The sequence below is a fragment of the Tatumella sp. JGM130 genome (genome assembly GCF_018257525.1).
In the GTDB taxonomy this organism is placed as follows: Bacteria; Pseudomonadota; Gammaproteobacteria; order Enterobacterales; family Enterobacteriaceae; genus Tatumella; species Tatumella punctata.
The window spans coordinates 92,659-99,564 of sequence record NZ_JAERJS010000010.1 but is presented as its reverse complement, the minus strand read 5'-3'; the positions used below and the strand labels follow the sequence as shown (position 1 = coordinate 99,564).

The window sequence follows — 6,906 nt, the reverse complement described above, 5'->3', positions numbered from 1 at the left end:
TGGCATATGGATACCGGGATAATGAATACTTCTTCCTGAAGATAAAAGCAGCGTTCCCCGGTAAAACGCGATGAACCAAAAAAAAGCGCACCCGGTATAAGGGTGCGCTATCTGACTGCCGTTATCTGAATAATGGCCTGAAGAGGCGAATTATCCCAGCAGCAACTGGTTCATACGACGAATAAACTGGTTAGGATCATCCAGTGACCCGCGTTCAGCGAACAGGGCCTGATCCAGCAGTAATTCAGTCCAGTCAGCAAAACGGGCATCATCAGTGGTCTCTGCCGCCTGTTTCACCAGCGGATGGTCCGGATTAATTTCAAAGATATATTTAACTTCCGGTGCATCCTGGCCTGCAGCTGCAAACAGCTTCGCCATCTGGGTACTCATTTCATCGGCATCAGTCACCACAATCGCCGGGGTATCCGTCAGACGGTGGGTCAGGCGCACGTCTTTCACCCGGTCACCGAGCAGCGTTTTCACACGTTCAACAAAAGGTTCCAGTGCTTTTTCACTTTCTTTCTGCTGGTCGGTTTCTTCGTCGGCCAGTTTATCCAGTGAATCATCGGCTTTGCTGACCGACTGGAAAGATTTACCATCAAACTCCGTCAGATAGCTCATCATCCACTCATCGATGCGATCAGACAGCAACAGCACCTCGATGCCTTTTTTGCGGAACAATTCCAGATGCGGACTGTTTTTCGCAGCAGCGTAACTATCAGCAGTGATGTAATAGATTTTCTCCTGACCGTCCGCCATCCGGCTGATGTAGTCTTCCAGAGTCACTGTCTGTTCTGAACTGTCGTTATGGGTCGATGCAAAGCGCAACAGTTTAGCAATTGCCGGCAGATTCGATGAATCTTCGGCCGGACCTTCTTTCAGTGCCAGACCAAACGCTTTCCAGAATTGCAGGTATTTGGCGGCATCATCTTTGGCCAGTTTTTCCAGCATCTGCAGGGTACGTTTGGTCAGAGCACTGCGCAGGCTCTGGGTAACACGGCTGTCTTGCAGAATTTCACGGGATACGTTCAGCGGCAGATCGTTTGAATCTATCAGACCGCGGACAAAACGCAGGTAGTTCGGCATAAACTGTTCTGCATCGTCCATGATAAATACACGCTGAACATACAGTTTCAGTCCGTGTTTATGATCACGGTTCCACATATCCCATGGTGCCTGGGCCGGGATATACAGCAGACTGGTATATTCCTGTTTACCTTCAACGCGGTTATGGCTCCAGATCAGCGGATCGGTGAAGTCATGGGCAATATGTTTATAGAAGTCGTTATACTCTTCGTCAGTAATATCTGACTTATTACGGGTCCACAAAGCCTGAGCTTTATTCACCTTCTCCCAGTGGGTTGTATCGTTCTCTTCATCTTTGGTTTCTATCTCAACCGGTAACGCGATATGGTCAGAATATTTGCTGACAATATTACGCACCCGCCAGCTGTCGAGGAACTCGTCTTCACCTTCACGCAAGTGCAGGGTAATTTCGGTACCACGATCCGCTTTCTCGATATCGGCCAGGGTGTACTCACCTTCACCGGCAGACTCCCAGAACACACCGTCTTCTTTAGGTGCACCTGCCGCCCGGGTACGGACAGTCACTTTATCGGCAACGATAAATGCCGAGTAGAAGCCCACCCCGAACTGACCAATCAGCTGGCTGTCTTTTACCTGATCAGAGCCCATTGACTCAAGGAAAGCACGGGTACCTGATTTAGCAATGGTCCCCAGGTTGTCAATAACTTCCTCACGGCTCATACCGATACCGTTATCACTCAGAGTCAGAGTGCGCTTTTCTTTGTCTGTTGAGATACGGACCCGTAAATCACCGTCCCCCTCATACAGGCCGGCGTCAGACAGGGCACGGAAACGAAGCTTATCTGCCGCATCAGAGGCGTTAGAAATAAGCTCGCGCAAAAAGATCTCTTTGTTTGAGTAGAGCGAATGGATCATCAGCTGCAAAAGTTGTTTTACTTCTGACTGAAAACCACGAGTCTCTTGTCCTTTCATTGTCATTGATACCTCAAAAATCAGGATTAACTAATGTCTGGATGTTAGATGGGGATGATATGCAGAATTTCAAGCTGATGTTCAACAGGAACATCAGCAAGCGATTAATATTTGAACTTTTGCCGTCCGGCAAGAGAATGTGACAGGGTCGTACCGTCAACCATTTCCAGTTCACCGCCGACAGGGACACCGTGAGCAATGCGGCTGGCTTCCACCGAATACTGACGACAAAGTTCGGCAATATAATTGGCGGTAGCTTCACCTTCAATGGTCGGGTTGGTCGCCAGAATCACCTCAGTAATGGCTTCGTTCTGCAACCGTTGTTCCAGCAGATCGAGCCCGATATCACCGGGCCCGATACCGTCTAATGGCGACAAATGCCCCATCAGGACAAAATAGCGTCCGGAAAACTGGCCGGTCTGCTCCACAGCATGGATATCCGCCGGGCTTTCCACCACACAGATGACTCCATTTTGCTGACGCCGTGGATTAGTGCAAATAGTACACATCTCCTGCTCGGTAAATGTCCGGCAGTGAGCACAGTGACCAATTTCCGACATCGCGCGGGTCAGCGCCTGCGCCAGACGCATCCCGCCGCTACGATCTCGCTGTAACAGGTGAAAAGCCATTCTCTGCGCTGACTTAGGCCCGACACCGGGCAGACAACGCAGGGATTCCATCAGGGATTCCAGCAGCGGGCTTGTCTGCATCAGAATGGCATCTTAAAGCCGGGAGGCAGTTGCATACCGGAAGATACCGACGCCATTTTTTCTTTCTGGGTCTCTTCAATCCGGCGCGCTGCATCATTAAATGCCGCAGCAACCAGGTCTTCCAGCATATCTTTGTCATCTTCCAGCAGGCTTGGATCAATTTCTACACGGCGGCAGTTATGTGCACCATTGATGGTGACTTTTACCAGACCAGCGCCGGACTCTCCGGTCACTTCCAGTGCAGCGATCTCTTCCTGAACCTGAGACATTTTGTCCTGCATTTGCTGGGCTTGCTTCATTAAGTTGCCCAGACCACCTTTACCAAACATAGTTCTCTCTCTCTGCTTAGGCCACAGCCATCCTGATGATGACCTGCAGCATGATTACACGGGCCGGATGCTTTCCTCATCCAGATCCGCATCGAATAACGTCTGCAATGTCCTGATATAAGGATCATTGACCATCGACTGGCGCGCCTGCGTCAGCTTTTCTTCATAAATCGCCTGCCGCCATTCCAGTGGCGTCAGTACTGCCGGATTATCATCGGTCTCGATAGTCAGTTCAACCGTTTCACCTGCCGCGGCAGATAAAACCTCCGCCAGTACCTTACGGGCTGAAGGCGAATTCAGGTGACTTTGGGACGAACGCAGATGAAGAGACACTGCATTACCCTGCTGTTGCTTCCAGGCATTCAGCGCCAGTTGCTGAACCAGTTTCGGCAGTGTCAGGCTGGCAATTTCTGCGGCCCATGCATCACGCTGTTGTGCTTCATCCGCCAGTCTGGCAGCCAGTTCCGGTGTTTTTTCATGTTCCAGTGCGCTGCGTAATGCTTTCGGCGTCGCCACCGGCTGAGTACTCTCTGTCTCCGGTTGCCGGGTCGTCCAGCGGTAACTTTCTTTTTTCTCCGGCTGACTGCCCGCGGAAGTTTTGGCTGACCGGGCCTGGCGTCCCTGCCCGGTCACTGCGGCCAGTCGCTGCAGTGCACTCTGCGCCGGCTGCGCGTCAGGCACCGCCGGCTCAGTCTTTTTTGCGCCGGAGGCCCCCCTGCGCAATAGCTCGGTACGGGCCTGTAATAGCTGGCTGGTGGTATCTGCTTTCGCCGGTGTTTTCTCCGGTGCTTTCTCCGGTTCCGTACTCTGTTGCGGCCGGCTGCCGGTCACAGAGGCCACCGGGGAAGCGGCCGCGGGTGCTGATACGGCGACAGGCGCCGCTGTCTGAGGCCCCCTGAACGGCTCAGCGCTGCGAGGTTCAGTCACCGCCAGCGGATGAAAAGCCAGCGCACGCAGCAGTGTCATTTCCACCCCCATACGACGGTCCGGGGCCAGTGGCAGATCTTTCCTGCCCATCAGCAATGTCTGATAATAAAGCTGTACTTCTTCCGGCGGTAATTTTCTCGCCAGTTCACGCAGTTGCTGTTCACTGGCAACAAACTCTTCATTCAGTGTGCCCGGTAACAGTTGCAGCATTGCGATGCAATGTAACAAACGCAGCATTTCTACCAGCAGCACTTCCCACTCTACACCTCGGCTGGCCGCTTGTTGCAGCTGCTCCATCATCGCCTCAGCCTCGCCGCTGGCCAGAGCTTCAATTAAGGCCAGTGGCTGACTGCTGTCCAGTGCCCCCAGCATCGCAGCAACAGTATCGGTGGTCACAGCACCCTGCCCCATGGCAATCGCCTGATCCGTAAGACTCAGGCCATCACGCAGACTGCCATCAGCTGCACGCGCCAGTAACTGCAATGCCCTGGCCTCTGCGGGGATCTGTTCCTGGCTGAGAATATGGGTCAGCTGCTGACTGATTTGTTCCACATCCAGTGCTTTCAGGTGAAACTGCAGGCAGCGGGAGAGAATGGTCACCGGTAATTTTTGCGGATCAGTGGTGGCTAACAGGAATTTGACATGCTCCGGCGGCTCTTCCAGCGTTTTCAGTAACGCATTAAAGCTATGCCGCGACAGCATATGTACTTCATCGATCAGATAAACTTTGAAACGTCCGCGGGCCGGTGCATATTGCACATTATCCAGCAGATCCCGGGTATCTTCGACTTTAGTCCGGGAAGCCGCATCGATCTCAATCAGATCAACGAACCGCCCCTGTTCAATCTCACGGCAGTTTTCACACTGACCACAGGGTGTGGCAGTAATGCCCTGCTCACAATTCAGCCCTTTGGCCAGCAGCCGGGCAATGGTGGTTTTTCCCACGCCGCGGGTACCGGAAAAAAGATAAGCGTGGTGGAGTCTGCCCAATGACAAACCATTGGCCAGCGCGGTCAAAACATGCTGTTGGCCGACAACATCAGCAAAAACCTGAGGCCGCCACTTTCGCGCAAGAACCTGATAACTCATGGAATTTTAGTCACTGGATAGGGTTAACACATCATGCAGCACCCCAATCTGGCGCCACTGCATCTCGAATCTATAGCGGCGGATAACGGGACATTCCGGCCCCGTTATTGCGCTGCCTAGTGTATCAGCCACCCGGCCCATTGCCTATAAGTTTAGGTCACAGGCAGATACGGGGAACAGGTAACTCAGTGGCCGGGAAAGTTAACCACGCTGAAGCAGTTAATACCCATCGCTTCCAGACGGGACTCCCCTTCGAGGTCAAATAAATTAATCACGAAAGCCGCATCATGTACCTCAGCCCCGGCACGACGGATCAGTTTTACAGTCGCTTCAATGGTACCACCGGTCGCCAGCAAATCATCGACAACCAGTACCACATCGCCTGGTTTCACTGCATCGGTATGCATTTCAAGCACATCCGTACCGTATTCAAGAGTGAATTCTTCACGGTAGGTTTCACGGGGTAATTTGCCGGGTTTACGTACCGGAACAAAACCTACACCCAGCCCTAAAGCCACCGGAGCACCAAACAAAAAACCACGGGCTTCGGTACCCACAACTTTAGTAATACCTTTGCCACGATAACGCTCAACCAGCAGATCAATGGTCGCTGAATAGGCTTTTACATCTTCCAGCAGTCCGGTAACATCACGGAAAAGGATCCCTGGTTTCGGATAGTCGGGAACACTTTTAATGCTGTTTTTAATCGATTCAAGCTGTTGCTCAGTTACGCTCATAATGGTACGCCTGGTGAATTCTCAGTAACGCGCAGACCCGACCGGTCCGCTAAAATAAGCTGGCCGGTAACGTTATATTCGGGGGGACTGCACACGAAAACGGACAAATCTAAGCAAACTGCAAAACAATTGCAACCTCAGACACCCGACTTGTGCTTTTTTATACTGCCTTTCAGCACCCGGGGACGTCTGATTACAATAATCACTCCCTGTCTGATAAGCAATCGCTCTGTGCGGGAAGGCCTCCCGGGAAATAACTGCGACAGTGTCAGTGACCGGCAGTTATCATTGCTGCGCCAGTCATTTTGCTAACAGGTCATCCCGGACATAAATAAAGAACATGAAGAAAGAAAAAGTTATCACCCAGTTTAGGCGCTTATTAGCACAGTTACAGCAGCAGGCGGAGCTGGCAGGTAATCCTGTTTGCCGGGAAAAACGTTTTGACCCCCTGTTATTTGCTGATCGCGGCCACCGATTACTGGACTATATTCAGCAAATTCGCTGCCATCTGCTGGCCCTGCAAGCAATGTCTGATAGTGAGTCGCCCCCTTTTCAATGGTTATCACAACGGATGGTTGATCAGTGCCAGGCCATGCAACGGGAACTCAGTAGTCTGGACAGTCGTCAGCCCGCGCCCGCGACCAGCGCCAGCTATTGGTTTGATAAATATCAGCAACAACGTGGCTATGAAGCACGCCTGTGCGAGATGATAGAACAACAGGAACAGCAACTGAATACCGCCGATACCCTGCAACAACAGCAGCTTATTGCAGAACATATCTCTGTCCTTGAGCAGCGTCTGGCCCGCTGTCGTCACGCTTTACGTGAGAGCCACTGGCAGGCATCCCTGCGTAATTAACTCCTCCCGATATTGAAATGCATCAGCCTGACTGGCTATAGTTGGTCACTGTTCTCAGGGGCTGCCCGCAAGGTGTCTGTGACCCGGTTTCCGGAAAGGCCATGGTTAACCATCAGACACCGCCTTGCCTGTATTTTTCCTTAATTCCGGCAGGGGTAACAATGACCGGCAATATCAATTAACCCCGGTTGATCGCACATACCGGTAAATCACTTTTTTACATAACAGGTTAACTT

The 6,906-nt window shown here is 52.0% G+C and carries 6 protein-coding genes; 1 reads left to right on the top strand and 5 read right to left on the bottom strand.

Annotation, left to right across the window (positions count from 1 at the left end; genetic code table 11):
* Window positions 1–150 precede the first annotated feature (150 nt).
* From htpG to apt, 5 genes are all read right to left on the bottom strand, one after another.
* The gene (gene htpG / locus JK211_RS07050) at window positions 151–2,025 is read right to left on the bottom strand and encodes a molecular chaperone HtpG (protein ID WP_249212906.1); all 1,875 of its coding nucleotides are present in this window, start codon (window positions 2,023–2,025) and stop codon (window positions 151–153) included.
* Window positions 2,026–2,123: 98 nt separating this feature from the next.
* Window positions 2,124–2,729, bottom strand: coding sequence for a recombination mediator RecR (gene recR, locus JK211_RS07045; protein ID WP_212707968.1), 606 nt, complete (start codon window positions 2,727–2,729; stop codon window positions 2,124–2,126).
* The gene (locus JK211_RS07040) at window positions 2,729–3,058 is read right to left on the bottom strand and encodes a YbaB/EbfC family nucleoid-associated protein (protein WP_048911719.1); all 330 of its coding nucleotides are present in this window, start codon (window positions 3,056–3,058) and stop codon (window positions 2,729–2,731) included. Before JK211_RS07040 ends, recR begins: the two co-directional genes overlap by 1 nt.
* A gap of 54 nt (window positions 3,059–3,112) precedes the next feature.
* A complete protein-coding gene (gene dnaX / locus JK211_RS07035; protein ID WP_212707967.1) occupies window positions 3,113–5,074 on the bottom strand; it encodes a DNA polymerase III subunit gamma/tau in 1,962 nt (653 codons plus the stop codon).
* A 185-nt stretch (window positions 5,075–5,259) separates the two neighbouring features.
* Window positions 5,260–5,811, bottom strand: a complete 552-nt coding sequence (gene apt, locus JK211_RS07030; protein WP_212707966.1) for an adenine phosphoribosyltransferase — start codon at window positions 5,809–5,811, stop codon at window positions 5,260–5,262.
* A gap of 340 nt (window positions 5,812–6,151) precedes the next feature.
* On the opposite strand from apt, the gene priC reads away from it, so the two are divergent.
* On the top strand, window positions 6,152–6,670 hold the full coding sequence (priC, locus tag JK211_RS07025; protein ID WP_212707965.1) for a primosomal replication protein PriC: 519 nt from the start codon (window positions 6,152–6,154) through the stop codon (window positions 6,668–6,670).
* Window positions 6,671–6,906: the final 236 nt, after the last annotated feature.